The sequence below is a fragment of the Marinobacter persicus genome (genome assembly GCF_900114155.1).
GTDB classification, from domain to species: domain Bacteria; phylum Pseudomonadota; class Gammaproteobacteria; order Pseudomonadales; family Oleiphilaceae; genus Marinobacter; species Marinobacter persicus.
The window spans coordinates 88793-104398 of the sequence record NZ_FOSC01000011.1 but is presented as its reverse complement, the minus strand read 5'-3'; the positions used below and the strand labels follow the sequence as shown (position 1 = coordinate 104398).

Genomic DNA, 15606 nt, shown 5'->3' with positions numbered 1-15606 from the left:
CCTTTTTATATCTCATTATTTGCCAAAGCTATCAGGTAGGATCCGTAATTATTTTTTTTCAGTGATAAAGCTCGATCTCGTAAATCACCCTCGTCAAGCCAGCCTTGTTTGAAGGCGATTTCTTCAAGGCAAGCTATTTTGTAACCCTGACGTTTCTCAATCGTCTCTACAAACTGTGAAGCCTCTAGCAAGCTTTCATGTGTTCCCGTGTCGAGCCACGCAAAGCCTCGACCTAAAAGATTTACAGTTAAGGACCCTTGCCTTAGGTAAGCTTTATTAATATCTGTAATTTCAAGCTCACCTCGACTTGAAGGCTCTATGGACTTGGCTATTTTTACGACATTGTTATCATAAAAATAAACTCCCGTCACAGCAAAGTGAGATTTTGGTTGTTTCGGTTTTTCTTCAATGGAAACTACTTTTTGATTAGTGTCAAATGCTACAACACCAAAGCGTTCAGGATCTTTGACTTTGTAGCCAAAAACCGTGGCGCCACCTACCTTTTCGACGTGTTGTTTCGCTTCGTAAAGTTTTGGAGTGAAGCCTTGGCCATAGAAGATGTTGTCCCCTAATACTAAGCATACGTTGTCTTCACCGATAAACTTTTCCCCAATAATGAAAGCTTGAGCTAAACCATCGGGCGCAGGCTGTATTTCATACTCTATGCTGATGCCAAACTGATTGCCGTTGCCAAGTACTCTGTAGAATCCCTCCTGATCCTCCGGCGTTGTGATTACCAGGATGTCCCGTATGCCCGCTAACATAAGTACAGAAAGAGGGTAGTAAATCATTGGTTTATCATAAACCGGTAATAGCTGTTTGGAGGTTCCGAGGGTTGTCGGGTGAAGGCGAGTACCGGAGCCGCCCGCTAGAATGATACCTTTCATTTTTTTACACCTAGTCTTTCTCTTTTGTAGCCTTTGCTCTGTACGCGTCGACACCAATCCAGGTTTTTTAAATACCACTCTATGGTCTTTTGAATTCCCGTTTCAAAAGTTTCCTTTGGGGCCCAGCCGAGTTCTCTTTGGATTTTAGTCGAATCTATTGCGTAACGTCGATCATGCCCAGGTCGATCCTGTACATGAGTAATGAGATCCCGGTAATCTTTTTTCTGAGGACATAATTGTTGGAGAATCTTGCAGATGGTGTGTAGTACTTCAATGTTTTGTTTTTCATTATGGCCGCCAATATTATAGGTCTCACCTGGAGCACCCTTATTTAGGGCGGTGTATAGTGCCCGTGCATGATCTTCCACGTAGAGCCAGTCTCTCACTTGATCGCCTTTTCCATAAATAGGAAGCGGCTTGCCTTCTAGGGCATTTAAAATCATCAAAGGGACGAACTTTTCAGGGAAATGGTATGGTCCGTAGTTATTGCTACAGTTTGTGACTAGGGTCGGTAATCCATAGGTTCTTCGCCAAGCCCTTACTAGATGGTCTGAGCTGGCTTTGCTCGCGCTATATGGGCTGCTGGGTTTGTAAGGCGTAGACTCTGTGAACATTGGTAGAGCGCAGGGTATATCGTCATTGTCGGAATCGTGTGGGTGAGGCAGATCACCATAAACCTCATCTGTGCTAACATGATGAAAACGAAAGTTAAGTTTCCTTTCTTCCTCTAGTGTTTGCCAGTAATGTCGAGTTGCTTCTAGCAAGGTATAAGTGCCAACAATATTTGTTTCAATAAAACCTGCTGGACCGTCAATAGAACGATCAACGTGACTTTCGGCAGCTAGGTGAATTATTGAATCTGGCTGATATTGATTCAGAATACGTCGAATTTCCGAATCATCACATATATCAACCTGCTCAAAGCTATATCGCCCACTTTGGCTCATCCCCGGCAGGTTTTCCAGGTTTCCGGCGTATGTGAGTTTGTCTACGTTGACAACCTCATCGGTAGTTTCAGAGATAATATATCGAATGAGTGCTGACCCTATAAAACCAGCACCGCCAGTTATCAAAAGTTTCATTGTCAGCCTCTGAAAGAGTGCACATACAATTCAGGATTTGAGACGTATCTTCTCGATCGTGCTTTGTACAAACACCAGAAGATCACGACGCTAAATGCGTACATCATCACGCCACTATTGTGTTCTAGGAATGCTTGTGACAGAGAGAAAATAGAGTAACTTAGTGTTGTAGTCATGCCGGCAAGGGCCACAGGTTTTCCTGGATCATTGTTTCGAGCCGCTTGGAAAAAAAAGATTCCTGGAACTAAGTAAAGCAAAACAACGGATAAAAAGCCGAGCGCCCCCCTTTTCTGGAAAAGGTCGAGGTAGTCATTGTGGGCATGTGAAAATCTTAACGCGTTTTTGCTAACCAATTCTTGCTCTACCAGGTGTTGTTTACCCTCTTGTAATCCGTTTGTTCCCCAGCCTATTAAGGGCTTGCTTTTTCCAAGTAGCCAGGCTGTCTTCCAAAGTTCCAAGCGAACCCCAAGAGAGGACCGGGTGTTGTTAACATCGTGATACGCTTCCATTTCAGTGATTGCACTGTTTATGCGACGCTCAACACTGTTGCCGGCAACATTCATTAGTACTACTGATGCTATACATATTAAAAAAATTCCTGCCAGAACCTTTTTGGTGTTTACGGACTGCGCGTAGAAAACAAAAACAATCGGTGGAATCACCGCCAGTGCCAACCACCCGCCGCGAGTTCCGGACAGGAATGAGCCAAGAACGCCTGCAAAGAAAGCGGCTGACATGAATATTTTGAATAGGAATGCTTTTTTTTCGTTCTTTAGTGTGTAGCCGATTCCACAGAGAGAGATCAGCCCCAGTAACATGGAAAGGTTGCCAAATTGAATTGGGTTCATGCCCCCGCCTGCTCGATGCAATCCAACCACAAACACATGGTAAAGAGCGACTAAGCATGCCCCGATTGCCCCGGTAGCGAAACCAAGCCAGACCCAAGACTCTGATGGTGGGCGCTCGTTCAGGAGTGCCAAAACGAGAAGTGCCAAGATAAAGCGGCTGGGTTTATCCAGTTCACTCGTCGTTGTACCGTGTACTAGGACTTCAAATAAAGCTACAAGAAAAAACAGAATAAAAGAAATAACCAGAACTTTGTCTTCTGGGCGAGGCAAAATAAATTTTGCTGAACGGTACCGTATAGCAGCCCCTATTGCGCAAAGCAGCAGTGCAGCCGGCCCCCATGAATAACCAGAAGGGAGTATAAGAGCAAGAGCCCCGAAAGAGAAGGCGAGAAATGAGGTTGTGAATTGCATAAAAATTCGGCTTAATCCTTGGGTGGGAGTGAGAATATGATTTTTATGATATCGGAAGAATCGTTAATCTTGATGTTCTTTCCTAGGCCTGCTCGAATACCAGCCTCTTCATCAGTGCTTTTGTCTCCGAGCATAATCGATCGGCATGGCGCTATATCAAATTCCTCGATAGCCTTCAGAATCATCCCCGGCTTCGGCTTCCTGCAATCGCAATCCCGTGTTTCCTCCGGCCCGAACTTCGGGTGATGGGGGCAGTGGTACACGGCAGCTATCTCGATGCCTTCTTCCCGAAAACGCTCCAGCATCCACTCGGTTAATCGTTGAAAGTCGGCCTCGGTGTACATGCCTCGAGCGATACCGGACTGGTTGGTCACCACGATCAGCAGGTAGCCCTGTTTCTGGAAATGCCGGCAGACCTCGAAAATGCCGTCCACAAACTCGAAATCCTCCTTGCGGTACACGTAGCCGTGATCCACATTGATCACGCCATCGCGGTCCAGGAAGACGGCCTTGTTACTCATAATTCCTGCTCCTGAATGCAGCGGTCAAGCATGCTGCAAACCTGCTCGGTGGTAATGCGTTCCATCAGGTGGGCGCCTTTCAGGCGCTGGCCCCATTGCGCCTGTTCCGGGGTTTCACCACGCGATTCCTTGAGCGCGGGAGTATACGCGTCGACCACGTACTGCTGCCACAGATAGGGGCCGGTGCGGCTGGGGTTGCTGTGGGCATACAAACCGATGACCGGCGTGCCGGCGGCCACGGCCATGTGCGCCGGACCTGTATCCGGGGCGATGACCACGTCAGCGACTTTCAGGAATGCCTGCAATTGCTTGAGGGAAGAGTGCCCCACCAGGTTTCTGACAGGTGCCTGGGCATGGGCTTGAACGGCTTCGGCCAGGCTTTTTTCTGTTGGGTTGGGGCCGCCACACAGGTATACGGCAAAGCCCTTGTCGGCTGCGTAATCGGCGACTGCAGCGTAACGCTCTGGTAGCCAGTTGCGCTCGCTATTGGAGGCGGCCGGGACAATGACCAGGTGCTTTGTCCGGTGAGCGTCGATTTGTTGTTGCGCCCAGGCCTGATCCTGCTCCGTGACTGGAAGGCTCCACCGAGGTGCCTCAAGAGGAATGTCGAGGGCTTTCTGGAATTGCAGGAAGGTATCCAGCACATGGGGCTTGTCGGTGGCTTCGATGCGCTCATTGATGAACAGGCTGTGCAGTTCCTTGCTTTTGGCTTTGTCATAGCCAATCCGACGCTTGGCGGAAATGCACAGGCTGGCGAGGTTGGCTCGCAGTGCGACCTGCATAAGCAGAAGGACATCAAAGCTTTGACCTTTGAGCTTTTTTCGCAGGTTGGTGTATGCCCTCCAGCCTTCGGTTTTGTCGAACACCACAAGCTTCACGCCTGGCATGCCGCTCATTAGTGAGGCTTCGGCCTTGCCAATGATCCAGGTGATCTCGGTGTCCGGGTAATGGTCGTGAATGGCCTGCACCACGGCGGCGGCATTACAGGTGTCGCCGATGGCGGAGAGCCGAAGCAGGCAGATAGAACGTGGAGCCGGCAAATCAACCTCTGACTTTATCGATCAGCCCGGTGGTGGACCGGCCTTCCAGCGTTGGCAGGATGGCTACTTCGCCGCCATTCTCTTGTACGAAATCAGCGCCAACCACGGTATCGACGGTGTAGTCACCACCCTTGGCCAGGACCTGAGGCTGGACGCGCCGGATCAACTGCTCGGGGGTGTCGTTTTCCTCTTGTGTGTCACCAAAGGGGATCACCCAGTCCACACAGGCCAGGGCAGCCAGCACTTCCATTCGATCTTCCAGATTGTTCACCGGCCGTTCGTCACCTTTCAGGCGGCGCACGGACGCGTCCGAGTTCAGGCCGACTACCAGCCGGTCGCCCAGGGCGCGGGCCTGGGCCAGGTAACGGACGTGGCCGGCGTGTAGGATGTCAAAGCAGCCGTTGGTGAACACAATACGTTCGCCCTGTTGGCGGGCATAATCGATGTGCAGCAGGCTTTGCTCTGTGCTCGGGTGGTAGCCACTGTTTTTAGAGGACAACTGATGGCTGGCCTTGGCGGCCAGCTCTTCCGGAGATACGGTCGCCGCGCCTAGCTTGGCCACGACAATGCCGGCGGCCAGGTTGGCCAGCCAAGCGGCGTCGCTGAGCTCGAAACCGGCACTTAGCAGGGTTCCCAGCGTGGCAATCACCGTATCGCCGGCACCAGTCACATCACTGACCTCCAGCACTTCGGCCGGGAAATGGTGGTGCTCATCCGGGGTGATCAGGCTCATACCCTGCTCGCTGCGGGTGAGCAGCATGATCTCGATGCCGGCGGTGTTCAGGATGTTTCTGGCGGAAGCCAGCATGGCTTCTTCAGAGCTGTCGTCACCACCGGCAGCACGGAATTCGGTGAGATTCGGGGTGATGATGGTGGCGCCCCGGTACTTGGAGAAATCCTTGGTTTTGGGATCCACCAGTACCCGCTTGCCGGCGGCCCGGGCGGTGTCGATCAGTTTGCGGACGCTGGCGAGGGTGCCCTTGGCGTAGTCGCTCAGGATGACGGTGTCGTATTGTTGAACCAGGCGGGTGAAGTGCTCGCTCAGTTGCTCAGACTGGCTTTCGGCGAAGGTGTCTTCCATGTCCAACCGCACCATTTGCTGGTGCCGGGAAAGTATCCGTGTTTTGGAGATGGTGCGGGCATCGTTCAGCGACAGGAGTTCCGAATGGACCTTTTCCTGCACCAGGAGATCCTGCAGCAGGCGGCCATCGGAGTCGTTGCCGATAATGCCCAGCAATGAGGCCTTGCCGTCCAGGTGGGCAATGTTCCGGGCCACGTTTGCCGCGCCACCGGCTCTGTCCTCGGTATGGCCAATGCGCACCACGGGTACTGGAGCCTCTGGGGATATCCGATTGGTGTCGCCGATAAAATAGCGATCCAGCATAACGTCGCCAATCACTAGTACCGAGGCGTTACTCAACTGGTCCAGCCGGGCCGGGTCAAACATCAGTTCAAGCCTCCACTTGTAACCACCTCATCCATGGCTTCACACAACCAATGGCCAATAAACATGTGTGCCTCCTGGATGCGGGCTGTTTCATTGGAACCGATGATGATGGAGAGCTTGGCAATGTCTTTTACCTTTCCGCCATCCTTGCCGGTCAGCGCAACTGTGGTGGCGCCAAGCTCGTTTGCAGCCTTGAGTGCCAGATTGATGTTCTCACTCTGGCCGGAAGTGGTCAGGCCAATCACCAGGTCCTCGGGTTTGCCGAGGCCACGAATCTGGCGTTCAAATACTGTTTCGAACTCGTAATCGTTCGGGTGCGCAGTGAGAATGGAGGTGTCGGTGGTCAGTGCAATGGAGGCCAGTGGCCCGCGTTCCTGCTTGTAGCGCACCATGAACTCCGCTGCCAGGTGTTGGGAATCCGCTGCGCTACCTCCATTACCCATGAAGATGATTTTGCCGCCGTTTTTGAGACATTTCTTGGCATGCTCAAGCAACTGCCCGGCGGACGCCTGATGGTCCTCCAGAACGGCAAAGGTTTGGCGATGGCGTTCCAGGGTGGCGAGGTAGCTGCTTTGCTGGGACATCGGGGCCTCCAAGTCGAATTCTGACAGTGGCCGTACTCTGCGCACGGTACTGATTCAAAAGACGAAGTGTACCATGGCCGAAAAACTCCTCCCATATGCTTTTCCACGGACCTGGCCGGGATGTTTTAGGCGCCTGCAAAAGCGGTTAGTATTACGCCTTGAACGGGCCACGCCACGGCCTTCCAAAGAGAGTTTTCAGGAGCGTTACCATGATAGTCGTTACTGGCGGTGCCGGTTTCATCGGAGCCAACATTGTTCATGCACTGAACCAGCGCGGGGAAACCGACATCCTGGTGGTCGATGACCTGACCGACGGAACGCGGTTTCGCAACCTGGCGGAACTCGATATCACCGACTACATGGACAAGCACGAGTTCCTGGAGAAGGTGAAGGCCAACGCGCTGCCAGGCGGCATCCGTGCGGTGTTTCATGAAGGCGCATGCTCGGACACCACCGAGTGGGATGGCAAATTCATGATGGAGAACAATTACACCTACTCCAAGGAGTTGCTGCACTGGTGCATGCACCGGAAAGTGCCTTTCCTGTATGCGTCCAGCGCTGCGGTGTATGGCGCCAGCGACGAATTCCGGGAAGAGCGTGGCTGTGAAAAGCCGCTGAACGTGTATGGTTACTCCAAATGGCAGTTCGACCAGTACGTACGCAAGATGCTGCCGGTGGCGGATAGCCAGATTGTTGGCTTCCGTTACTTCAACGTTTACGGTCCCCGCGAGCAGCACAAGGGTAAGATGGCCTCGGTTGCCTATCACCTGCACGAACAGATCAAGGCGGGACAGAACCCCAAGCTGTTTGAAGGCTGGGACGGCTACCCCGACGGTGGCCAGCAGCGGGATTTCGTGTTCGTTGATGATGTCTGCAAGGTGAACCTCTGGTTCTTCGATAACCCCGAGAAATCTGGCATCTTCAACCTGGGTACGGGGCGTGCGCAGTCCTTCCTGGAGGTGGCCGAGGCCGTGATTGAGTACCACCAGAAAGGTAAGGTTGAGTTCATTCCCTTCCCGGACGAGCTCAAGGGCCGTTACCAGAGCTTCACTCAGGCGGACGTCAGTGCCCTGCGTGATGCGGGGTATGCCGAAGCGTTTACGGACGTTGCCGGTGGTGTGGCTGCCTACCTGGCCTGGCTGGATCGATGAAATATCTGGTTGTAGGGCCTTCCTGGGTCGGTGACATGGTCATGGCCCAGAGCCTGTTCAAATCCTTGTTACAGCAGGATGCCGATGCCCGGATTGATGTGTTGGCGCCGGGGTGGTCGTTGCCTATCATCGCCCGCATGCCGGAAGTCCGCGAGGGCATTGCCGCGCCCTGGAAGAGCGGTGAGCTGGCCTTCAAAGAGCAGTGGCGGCTTGCCCGATCCCTGAAGGATTACGATAAGGCCATTGTGCTTCCCCGGTCTTTTAAGTCAGCTCTCATTCCTTTTCTGGCCCGCATTCCAGAGCGGGTTGGCTTTAGTGGTGAAGGCCGATCGATCCTGCTGACGGATGCCCGGAAACGGCGGCCGACCCGTAACGGTGCCGAGATTACCGACAAAACTGTGTGGCGTTATCTGGGGCTTGGGGCCTCCAAAGCGGCCTACGAGCGCTATGAGTTTGATGTGCCTCAGCCCGCGTTGAGAATCGATGACGCCAACGCGGAACAAGTGCTTGCCCAGTTGGGCCTCGATGCCACAAGGCCGGCCGTTGCCCTGTGCCCCGGAGCCGAGTATGGCCCCGCCAAACAGTGGCCCCTGGACTACCACCGGTCGCTGGCAGGGAAATTGGTTGAGCGTGGTTACCAGGTGTGGGTCATTGGCGGGCCGAAGGATGGCGAGGCCGGAGCAACCATTGCCGGTGGCCAGGAACGAGTGTTCAACCTTTGTGGCAAAACTAGGCTTGAAGATACCGTCGATCTGTTCAGTCGTTGCCGTTCGGTGGTTAGCCACGATTCGGGATTGATGCACGTGGCGGCCGCAGCAGGGGCCGATGTGGTCGCTATCTACGGGTCGTCTAGCCCGGACTTCACGCCGCCACTGACCGACAAGGCGACCATTATGCGTTATCCCATTGAGTGCAGTCCGTGCTTTGACCGTACCTGTCGGTTTGGGCACTACAAGTGTTTAACTCAAATTTCCGTGGATGAGGTGCTGCAAGCGTGTCAGTAAAGATCAGCGCAGTATTGATTACCAAGAACGGCGGCCCCTATTTTCAGCAATGTCTGGACAGCCTGGCGTTTGCTGACGAGATTGTGGTTCTGGATTCCGGCTCCACCGATGACACCGTGGCCATTGCCGAAATGGCTGGCGCCAGAGTGTTTGTCTCGGAGGACTGGCCGGGTTTTGGTCCCCAGCGCCAGCGAGCCCAGGAACATGCCCGGGGCGAGTGGTTATTCTGGGTGGATACGGATGAAGTCGTTACCGACGACCTTGCCGCCTCCATTCAGGACGTGGTTGCCCGAGGGCCGGAAAACACGGTGTTCCAGGTAAAGCGCTTGTCCTGGTTTTTCGGGCGGTTTATACGGCATTCCGGCTGGTATCCGGACAAAGTTGTTCGGCTCTATCGCCGTGGCGAATTTGGCTATGATGATGCGCTCGTTCACGAAAAGGTGCATTGTCCGGGGGCGATGATGGACACCCTTGATGGAGACCTTCTCCATTACACTGCCACTGATTTTGCTGATTACATGGCAAAGTCTCTGAGGTATGCCAATGACTGGGCGGACGCTCGCGCAGTCCGGGGAAAAACGGCTTCTCTGTTTTCTGCCTGCTCTCACAGCCTTGCGGCTTTTTTTCGGAAATACGTGCTGCAGAAAGGGTTTCTCGACGGCCGACATGGTTTTTTGCTGGCAGTGACGACCGCAATATATGCGTTTAACAAGTACGCCGCGCTCTGGCTAAAAACGTACCGCTAGATAGTGAAAACACTCTAATTAATGGGCTCTCCGAAGGGAAATAGCTGCGAATGCATATCTGCCACGTGAATCTGGCCCGGGGATTTTCCGGTGGTGAGAGGCAAACAGTCAATCTCATTCGGCAACTGGCGGAGCGGGGGATTCATCAGACGTTGGTCGCCCGCCCTGGCAGTCGCCTTTTTGATGAGCTTGAGGGCACGCCGCTTTTCACGGGCCGTGAATGTCGCCACTTTTTGAAGGGGCATGGCAAACCGGCGGATTTGTGGGATCTGGTTCATTGCCACGATGGCAAAGGGGTCTACTGGGGACTGCTGGAGCGATTCTTCCGGAAAACTCCTTACGTCATTACCAGGCGTGTCGATAACCCGTTGGGCAAAGGGGGGGGCACCAAATTGGCCTATAGAATGGCCAGTCGCGTGGCCTGTTTGAGTTCTGCTATCCAGAATGCCGTGCAGGATCGGGTGCCTGATGCAAAAACCACGGTAATTCCATCGAGTTTCTCAGGTTTCCCTTCGTCCGAGGAGCGGGTCTCTGCAATTCGGCAGCGCTTTGACGGCAAGGTATTGGTGGGCCAGGTCGGCCGACTTCTTCAGCACAAGGGCTATCACGTAACCATAGAGGCGGCACGGAAACTGGTCACCTCCCATCCGGAAATTCAGTTCTTGTTTATTGGTGAAGGACCGGATGAGGACTGGCTCAGGGACTTGGCGGCCGGACTCCCAAACATTCAGTTTGTTGGGTTTCAGCAGGATGTGGGCAACTGGCTCGCGGCGCTGGATGTGTTCGTTTTTCCGTCGCTGTCTGAGGGATTGGGCTCCACAATTCTGGAAGCCATGCAGCATGAGGTGCCCGTGATTGCTTCGCGAGCGGGGGGGATTCCTGATTTGATCAAGAATGGCGAAAACGGAATTCTTGTTGAGCCCGGGGATCCAGACACATTGAGAGTGGCGATTGAGACTTTGGTCGTAAACGAACGCCAGCGTGAATGGCTTACCAGGCGGGCGATTCAAGGCCTCGCTGGTTTCAGTCCAAATACTGTTGCAGAACGTTATTTGTCTTTATACAAACACGTTCTATTCGAGTTTGGTGAGTGATTTTCGAACACAGGAGCCTCTGCACCTGTATTTCGTATGTGCCGTGACACTATTTTTATAAACCGTAAGGGGTGCTTGTTCCGGCGCTAAGGTGTCGGAATCGTTTGTATTCCCATTGATACTGTTCGGGAGCCCTGTAAACAACCTTCTCCACAGACTGATTTATGGCAGTGGCACCAATTTCAGGGTCCGCATCGCTGGTACCCTTTTCGGCACTATTGACAATAATTCTGAACCCTTTGCTTTCCGGCAGTCGTTCTGCATAGGTCACTAGTACACAGGCACCGGTTTTTTGTAGGAGCTTATTTGCGAGAGTCATAGTTCGTACTTCGATGCCAAAAAAGGGTGCCATAACATGAGCTTTTTTCCGGCTTGGTGATTGGTCAGGTAGGATGCCGGCAACACCACCATTTTTAAGTATGCGTATTAACTGCAGGAGCCCCTTTCGATCTCCCCTAACCAGTTCAGAGCCCAGCCGACTGCGTACTCTAATCATGTAGTCTTCAAGTTCTTTTATTCGCGGCGGACTGTAGAGAGCAGCCATTTTGTAACGTGACGAGAAGAACAAACCGGTCAGCTCCCAATTACCCAGATGGGGAGCCAGCAAGATCAATCCCTTACCTGACGCCAGAGCTTCGTCAACAAGCTCCAGTCCCTCAGTTTCCTTGATAAGTGACAGGCATTTATCGACCGGCCATTCCCACATAAGCGGGATCTCCATCGCCGTCATACCCGTATGCATCATGGACTTTTTGGAAAGTTCACGTTGTTCCTGCTCTGATAACTCTGGCAGGCACAGGTGGATGTTTGTGTCGGTGACTTTGCGTGAACGTCCACCCAGTTTCCACGCCAGAAGTCCGGCCCATTTACCAATGCGTTGTGCTGTCTTAAGAGACAGCGAGCCAGCGATCCGAAGGAAGGCGGCGATCAGATAATATTTCAGTTTGCTCATGATCTTTCGTCTGTTAGGCAGTCTTTAAGTTCAATCACAACTGTTTCAGCGCTTTTTGTCGTAAAAACCGGGATCGTCCCGGTTTGGACGGGTTTTAAACCGCCTATGCATCCACAAATATTGGTCAGGTGCCTTGCGGATTTCCTGTTCGATCACGGCGTTAATGCGAGTGGCGTCCTGCAGATCGTCACCGCTTGGGAAGCCTTCCAGTGGTGGATGGAAATAGATGTCGTAACCTGGCTTGTCCTCCCGGCGGAAATGACTGAATGGCATGACCACACATTTGCTGCGTTCAGCAATTCGGGAGGTGGCGGTGATGGTGCCGGCGGGTACGCCGAAGAAGGGTGCGAAGACGATGTCTTTCCGGCCATAGTCCTGGTCGGTGGCGTACCACACAGCATGGTTGTCTTTTAGGCTGCGCAACAGTCCGCGAAGATCTTTGGCCGCCAGTACTTTGCCGTAGCGTTTGGCGCGCGAGCGGGTCATTACGGCGTTCATCAGTGGGTTGTTGTGGTCGCGTTGCATGACGTCAGCATCAATATATTCCGTTGCCATGGCCCCACCCAAATCCAGTGTGCTGTAGTGCCCACCAATCAAAAGGATACCCCGGCCTTTTTCCAGTGCTGTATTGAAATGTTCCAGTCCATGAACGTCGGTGATGCTTTTCAATTTGCTGGCATTTCTGAACCAGGCAATCCCGATTTCCATCAGGCCAATACCATTGGCGATAAATGAATTGCGCACCAGGGCTGCGCGTTGCTTGTCGTTGTATTCGGGGAAGCACAGGCGGATGTTGGTTTCGGTGATATGCCGTCGGCTTTTGGCCAGCTTCCAGGTGGCAAGCCCGGCGATTTTTCCGAGCCACCACTGGAAACGAATCGGCAGCTGTGCCACCAGCCACATCAGCCCTATGCCCAGCCATGTTGGCCACCAGCGCGGATGCAGGTAGGCTGAGTAGTTGGTATTCCGGGACGTTTGGCGGTACTTCTTCTTCAAAATTCCGGTTCCTGAATCGGTAAAGCTTTACGTCGGCGCAAGATGCGCCTGGGCACTATTACCTCTATGATAACGCACTGTTTCATTTGGAGTCGTGTGTGTTTCACTTTCTTTATTCACAATTAATGAGGCTATTGGTGCCACTGGTGCTTGCTCGTTTCTGGTGGCAGGGCCGCCACGCGCCGGCGTTAAGGCAGAACCTGGGACAGCGGCTAGGGCTCGTGCAGTGTTATAGTCAGCCCGTTATCTGGGTGCATACGGCCTCTGTGGGCGAGGTAATTGCTGCAGGGCCCATGATTCGGCGGCTTCTTGATCGGAAGCTTGAAGCCCGGATTCTGGTGACTGCCATGACAGATACCGGTCTGGCACAGGCCCGGAAAATGTTCGGGGACGATGTCGATTATTCTTACGTTCCCCTTGACACCCCCGGCTCGGTGCGCCGTTTTCTGGGACGGGTAACCCCGAAAGTGGCCGTGGTTCTGGAAACCGAAATCTGGCCGAACCTGATCACCCAGTGCTACCGCAAACAGGTTCCCGTTTTCCTCATCAACGCCCGTCTCTCGGAGCGTTCGGCCCGGGGCTACGAGCGGGTGCGGGGACTGGTCCGACCGGTCATGCAGAAAATTACCTGGATCGCCGCCCAGGCGGAGAAAGATGCCGAGCGTTTCCGGCGAATTGGCGTCGCACCGGCCAGTGTGGAAGTCACGGGTAGCGTGAAATTTGACGTGGATATCACCGAAGGCATTCGTGAGTCAGCCCGCCAGTGTCGACAAATCCTGGGAGCGCGGCCCGTGTGGGTCGCTGGCAGTACGCATGCCGGCGAAGATGAACAGCTGCTGGAGGCCCATCGGGCGGTGCTCGGGCAACACCCGCAGGCTTTGCTGGTGATTGTGCCCCGCCACCCGGACCGGTTTGGTTCGGTGGCGGAGCTGGCGGTAAAAGCCGGTTTCACCGTGGCCCGCCGCTCACTGCAGCAAGACCCTGCCCATGCTCAGGTATACCTGGGCGACACCATGGGCGAGCTGATGATGCTCTACGGCGCGGGTGACATGGCGTTTGTCGGCGGTTCATTGATTGAAAGGGGCGGCCACAACCCGCTGGAGCCGGCGGCCTGGGGTATTCCGGTACTTTCCGGCCCGCATGTGTTCAACTTTGAGACGGTGTATGAGCGCCTTCGTGCCGGCGAGGGTGTGGTGATGGTCCAAAGCGGGGACGAGTTGGGCCAGGCCGTGGTCCGTTTAATGGCGACCCGGGAAGAGCGGCAGGCTCTGGGGGAGCGGGCACTGGCGGTGGTGAATAAAAATCGCGGGGCACTGGACAGGGTCGTTGAGGGTATTGTCGAGCGCCTGTAAAAACGGGCCCCTGAATCAGGAGGCCCGCCTGGCTGGTGTAATGCTCAAGGCCAGCGTTATTGCATCGGGTCGTCCAGCACTTCCTCATCGTTGGCCAGTGCCTCTATGCCCTGAGCGCCTTCACTGAGCCAGTTGTTCAGCTCCAGCAGGTCTTGCGGGCTCAGGGTGCCGGCTGCCTGCTTCAGTTGCAGGGTATTGACCACGTAGTCGTAACGCGCATTTGCGTAGTCTCTTAGCGCAACATAGTAGGCCCGCTCCGCATCCAGTACTTCCACTATGTTCCGCGTACCTACTTCATAGCCGGCCCGGGTAGCGTCCAGTGCGCTACGGCGGGAGATGATGGTTTGCTCGAAGGCGTTGGCGGTTTCAATATTGTTGTTCACCGTCAGGAACAGGCTGCGGGTATTGACCTGAACGTCACGGCGGGCCGTGTTCAGGTCTTCTTCGGCGGCGGTAACCAGGGAGCGCTGCTGGCGAACGCCGGCCTGGGTGCCGCCACCCATGTACAGGGGCACATTCAGGCTGAGCCCAACCACGGCTTGAGTCCCTTCGCCCTGGCTTGTCAGTCGGCCGTCGTAGTCGGTTTCCCCGTAAGAGGCTTCCAGGTCCAGGGTTGGCAAATGCCCGGATTTCGCCACTTTCAGGTTGGCTTCGTTTGCGTTCAGTTCTGACAGGGCCGCCTGGATGGACCAGTTCTGTTCCAGGGCCGTGGCTTCCCAGGCGTTCGGGTTCATCGGTTCCGGACGGCCGAGAGGGAAGTTCTGGCGCAGGTTTTCCAGATCGGCCGGGTATTCGCCGGTGAGCCGGGCCAGCTGTTCCTTGGCCACGTTCAGTTGATTTTCCGCAGCGATGCGCTGGCTTTTGGCGTCGTCGTAACTGGCCCGCGCTTCATAGACCTCGGTGATCGCAATCAGGCCAACGTCAAAACGCTCCTGGGCCTGTTCGTACTGGCGCTGAATGGCAGCTTCGGTTGCCTGTGCCGTAGTTACCGTATCCTGGGCGCGCAGCACATCAAAATAGGCGGTCGATACATCCAGCATGAGCTGCTGTTGAGCCAGGTTGTATTGAGCTTCTGCGGCTTCGGTCTGGAATTGGCTGGCGTCGAACTCGAACCAGTTATCGGCGCGGAAAACCGGCTGTGTCAGTTGAACGCCGTAATTCAGGGTGCGGTAACTGTCATCGCTCTGGCCATTTTTTGATTCGAAATCGGTGTGGTTGCCCTCGGCGAAAGCTGCAATTTGCGGCAACAACGCACTCTTGCTGACATCCGTCGCCGCCTGCTGCGCCTCAAACTGCGCCCGAGCCGAGGCAATGCCGGAATCGTACGACAGCGCCTGTTCATAGGTTTCCATGAGATCCAGGGAAAAGGCCGGCTGTGCGGCCAGCAGGGCGATCAAGCCTGGGAGTAAGCGTTTCTTCATTGTATCTCCTGATGTGCTGTCTACGGGCATCCGTGATCTGGATACAGATTGTAAAGGACCATTATGGACA

Annotated in this window: 15 protein-coding genes; 5 read left to right on the top strand and 10 right to left on the bottom strand. The window is 54.3% G+C overall.

Features of this window, described 5'->3' with window-relative positions:
- Positions 1–5: 5 nt before the first annotated feature.
- The 7 genes from rfbA to BMZ63_RS12755 are packed head-to-tail and all read right to left on the bottom strand — an operon-like array spanning position 6 to position 6820.
- The gene (gene rfbA, locus BMZ63_RS12785; RefSeq protein ID WP_091706057.1) at positions 6–887 is read right to left on the bottom strand and encodes a glucose-1-phosphate thymidylyltransferase RfbA; all 882 of its coding nucleotides are present in this window, start codon (positions 885–887) and stop codon (positions 6–8) included.
- Positions 884–1969, bottom strand: coding sequence for a dTDP-glucose 4,6-dehydratase (gene rfbB / locus BMZ63_RS12780; protein WP_091706055.1), 1086 nt, complete (start codon positions 1967–1969; stop codon positions 884–886). Before rfbB ends, rfbA begins: the two co-directional genes overlap by 4 nt.
- A 2-nt stretch (positions 1970–1971) precedes the next feature.
- The gene (locus tag BMZ63_RS12775; RefSeq protein WP_091706053.1) at positions 1972–3228 is read right to left on the bottom strand and encodes an O-antigen ligase family protein; all 1257 of its coding nucleotides are present in this window, start codon (positions 3226–3228) and stop codon (positions 1972–1974) included.
- Between the two features lie 11 nt (positions 3229–3239).
- Positions 3240–3749: a D-glycero-beta-D-manno-heptose 1,7-bisphosphate 7-phosphatase gene (gmhB, locus tag BMZ63_RS12770; protein ID WP_091706051.1), complete on the bottom strand. Its 510-nt coding sequence runs from the start codon at positions 3747–3749 to the stop codon at positions 3240–3242.
- Complete coding sequence (locus tag BMZ63_RS12765) at positions 3746–4789, bottom strand: glycosyltransferase family 9 protein (protein WP_091706049.1); 1044 nt, start codon at positions 4787–4789, stop codon at positions 3746–3748. Before BMZ63_RS12765 ends, gmhB begins: the two co-directional genes overlap by 4 nt.
- 1 nt (position 4790) lies before the next feature.
- On the bottom strand, positions 4791–6239 hold the full coding sequence (gene hldE, locus BMZ63_RS12760) for a bifunctional D-glycero-beta-D-manno-heptose-7-phosphate kinase/D-glycero-beta-D-manno-heptose 1-phosphate adenylyltransferase HldE (protein WP_373296710.1): 1449 nt from the start codon (positions 6237–6239) through the stop codon (positions 4791–4793).
- Complete coding sequence (locus tag BMZ63_RS12755) at positions 6236–6820, bottom strand: D-sedoheptulose-7-phosphate isomerase (RefSeq protein WP_091706046.1); 585 nt, start codon at positions 6818–6820, stop codon at positions 6236–6238. The genes hldE and BMZ63_RS12755 overlap by 4 nt, the downstream gene beginning before the upstream one ends.
- 209 nt (positions 6821–7029) lie before the next feature.
- Here BMZ63_RS12755 and rfaD point away from each other — a divergent pair, with 209 nt between their 5' ends.
- The 4 genes from rfaD to BMZ63_RS12735 are packed head-to-tail and all read left to right on the top strand — an operon-like array spanning position 7030 to position 10815.
- On the top strand, positions 7030–7971 hold the full coding sequence (gene rfaD, locus BMZ63_RS12750; RefSeq protein ID WP_091706044.1) for an ADP-glyceromanno-heptose 6-epimerase: 942 nt from the start codon (positions 7030–7032) through the stop codon (positions 7969–7971).
- A complete protein-coding gene (waaF, locus tag BMZ63_RS12745) occupies positions 7968–8975 on the top strand; it encodes a lipopolysaccharide heptosyltransferase II (RefSeq protein WP_091706042.1) in 1008 nt (335 codons plus the stop codon). The genes rfaD and waaF overlap by 4 nt, the downstream gene beginning before the upstream one ends.
- On the top strand, positions 8966–9721 hold the full coding sequence (locus tag BMZ63_RS12740) for a glycosyltransferase family 2 protein (protein WP_091706041.1): 756 nt from the start codon (positions 8966–8968) through the stop codon (positions 9719–9721). The genes waaF and BMZ63_RS12740 overlap by 10 nt, the downstream gene beginning before the upstream one ends.
- Positions 9722–9771: 50 nt before the next feature.
- Positions 9772–10815: a glycosyltransferase family 4 protein gene (locus tag BMZ63_RS12735; RefSeq protein WP_091706039.1), complete on the top strand. Its 1044-nt coding sequence runs from the start codon at positions 9772–9774 to the stop codon at positions 10813–10815.
- Between the two features lie 55 nt (positions 10816–10870).
- Here the strand turns inward: BMZ63_RS12735 and BMZ63_RS12730 are convergent, their stop codons facing one another.
- Both BMZ63_RS12730 and lpxL read right to left on the bottom strand, forming a co-directional pair.
- A complete protein-coding gene (locus BMZ63_RS12730; protein WP_091706037.1) occupies positions 10871–11767 on the bottom strand; it encodes a lysophospholipid acyltransferase family protein in 897 nt (298 codons plus the stop codon).
- Between the two features lie 45 nt (positions 11768–11812).
- Positions 11813–12763: an LpxL/LpxP family Kdo(2)-lipid IV(A) lauroyl/palmitoleoyl acyltransferase gene (lpxL, locus tag BMZ63_RS12725; RefSeq protein WP_091706036.1), complete on the bottom strand. Its 951-nt coding sequence runs from the start codon at positions 12761–12763 to the stop codon at positions 11813–11815.
- A 98-nt stretch (positions 12764–12861) separates the two neighbouring features.
- Here lpxL and waaA point away from each other — a divergent pair, with 98 nt between their 5' ends.
- Entirely contained in the window at positions 12862–14115 is a 1254-nt protein-coding gene (gene waaA, locus BMZ63_RS12720; RefSeq protein ID WP_091706034.1) for a lipid IV(A) 3-deoxy-D-manno-octulosonic acid transferase, read from the top strand.
- 56 nt (positions 14116–14171) lie between these two features.
- On the opposite strand, the gene BMZ63_RS12715 is transcribed toward waaA, so the two are convergent.
- Complete coding sequence (locus BMZ63_RS12715; protein ID WP_091706032.1) at positions 14172–15536, bottom strand: TolC family outer membrane protein; 1365 nt, start codon at positions 15534–15536, stop codon at positions 14172–14174.
- Between the last annotated feature and the right edge of the window lie 70 nt (positions 15537–15606).

Excerpts from the sequence above, each read along its gene's own strand:
- BMZ63_RS12735 (WP_091706039.1), top strand. The coding sequence starts at position 9,772 with ATGCATATCTGCCACGTGAATCTGGCCCGGGGATTTTCCGGTGGTGAG.
- rfbB (WP_091706055.1), bottom strand. The coding sequence starts at position 1,969 with ATGAAACTTTTGATAACTGGCGGTGCTGGTTTTATAGGGTCAGCACTC.
- gmhB (WP_091706051.1), bottom strand. The coding sequence starts at position 3,749 with ATGAGTAACAAGGCCGTCTTCCTGGACCGCGATGGCGTGATCAATGTG.
- waaF (WP_091706042.1), top strand. The coding sequence starts at position 7,968 with ATGAAATATCTGGTTGTAGGGCCTTCCTGGGTCGGTGACATGGTCATG.
- BMZ63_RS12730 (WP_091706037.1), bottom strand. The coding sequence starts at position 11,767 with ATGAGCAAACTGAAATATTATCTGATCGCCGCCTTCCTTCGGATCGCT.
- BMZ63_RS12775 (WP_091706053.1), bottom strand. The coding sequence starts at position 3,228 with ATGCAATTCACAACCTCATTTCTCGCCTTCTCTTTCGGGGCTCTTGCT.
- BMZ63_RS12755 (WP_091706046.1), bottom strand. The coding sequence starts at position 6,820 with ATGTCCCAGCAAAGCAGCTACCTCGCCACCCTGGAACGCCATCGCCAA.
- rfbA (WP_091706057.1), bottom strand. The coding sequence starts at position 887 with ATGAAAGGTATCATTCTAGCGGGCGGCTCCGGTACTCGCCTTCACCCG.
- rfaD (WP_091706044.1), top strand. The coding sequence starts at position 7,030 with ATGATAGTCGTTACTGGCGGTGCCGGTTTCATCGGAGCCAACATTGTT.
- BMZ63_RS12715 (WP_091706032.1), bottom strand. The coding sequence starts at position 15,536 with ATGAAGAAACGCTTACTCCCAGGCTTGATCGCCCTGCTGGCCGCACAG.